Source organism: Halomonas sp. (assembly GCF_041689495.1).
Lineage (GTDB): Bacteria > Pseudomonadota > Gammaproteobacteria > Pseudomonadales > Halomonadaceae > Halomonas.
In genome coordinates this window covers 1-1,185 of record NZ_JBDNGD010000036.1, presented here as the reverse complement: position 1 = coordinate 1,185, position 1,185 = coordinate 1, and the positions used below count along the sequence as shown (strand labels likewise).

Genomic DNA, 1,185 nt, shown 5'->3' with positions numbered 1-1,185 from the left:
GTCTTCCCGCAGATCCTGCCGCGCCAGGTGGGGCTCTCGATGTACCAGCTCGACAGCAACCTGCGCGCCTCCGCGGTGGTGGGTATCGTCGGTGCCGGTGGCATCGGCAGCACCCTGATGAACGCCTTCGGGCGCTATGACTATGCGTTCGCCTTCGCCATTCTGCTGGTCATCATCGCGGTGATACTGGTCAGCGAGGGCGTCAGCGGCTGGGTACGGAAGAAGATATGGTAGATCAAGCCGACGCCCTGGCGGATCGCGTCTGGAAGCGCTATGACCGCAAGGAACAGCTCATCCGCTATGGCGTGATGCTCCTGACTCTGATGCTGGTGGTCTGGGCAGTGAAGGACATCGATATCTTCTGGCCCTGGGTCTGGGACGCCCCCAACCAGATCTCGTCACTGGGGGGACGCATGTGGCCTCCCGATCCCGGCCGCCTGGGCGAGATCGTCAATGCGATGATCGAGACGGTGCACATTGCGACGCTGTCGACGATGCTGACCATCTTCATCGCCCTGCCGGTCTCCTACATCGCCGCCCAGAACACCACGCCCAATCGGGCCTGCCTGTGGCTGGGCCGCTTCATCCTGGTCTCCAGCCGTTCGGTGAACACCATCATCTGGGCCCTGCTGTTCGTGGCGATCTTCGGGCCCGGGGTGCTGGCGGGGATACTCGCCATCATGTGCCGCTCGGTGGGCTTCATCGGCAAGCTGATGGGCGAGGCCATCGAGGAGATCGACCGTCGCCCGGTGGAGGCCATGGAGGCCACCGGGGCCTCCAAGCTCAAGGTGATCGCCTATGCCGTGGTGCCTCAGGTGATGCCGGCCTTCTTCGCCATCGTGATCCTGCGCTGGGATATCAATATCCGCGAGTCCACGGTACTCGGCCTCGTCGGTGCCGGGGGCATCGGGGTGATCCTTCAGGGCTCCATCGACACCTTCGCCTGGCGCACCGTGGCCACCATCCTGATCGCCATTGTCACGCTGGTGCTGATCGGCGAGGCCATCACCGGCTTACTGCGTCGCAGGGTGATCTGATTGCGCCAGGCTGATCATCGCCATGTTCAGCAGCGTCAAGACAAGGCGGAGGTGGCGTGGCATGGAAGGGTCCATCCTCACAATGGCTTGGCCGGGATGCTATCAAAGCCGCTTGGTGCTGTCCCGGGATCACTCTCTTGATCCAGGT

General features: G+C 63.2%; 2 protein-coding genes. Both read left to right on the top strand.

What is annotated here, in order from left to right:
• Positions 1-234, top strand: a 234-nt coding sequence (locus ACESMD_RS01115) for an ABC transporter permease subunit (RefSeq protein WP_372609513.1), incomplete at its 5' end; no start/stop codon positions are given.
• Positions 228-1,037, top strand: coding sequence for a phosphonate ABC transporter, permease protein PhnE (gene phnE / locus ACESMD_RS01110; RefSeq protein WP_372609511.1), 810 nt, complete (start codon positions 228-230; stop codon positions 1,035-1,037). The genes ACESMD_RS01115 and phnE, both read left to right, overlap by 7 nt.
• Positions 1,038-1,185: the final 148 nt, after the last annotated feature.

Coding starts and splice junctions, on each gene's coding strand:
- phnE (WP_372609511.1), top strand. CDS start 228: ATGGTAGATCAAGCCGACGCCCTGGCGGATCGCGTCTGGAAGCGCTAT.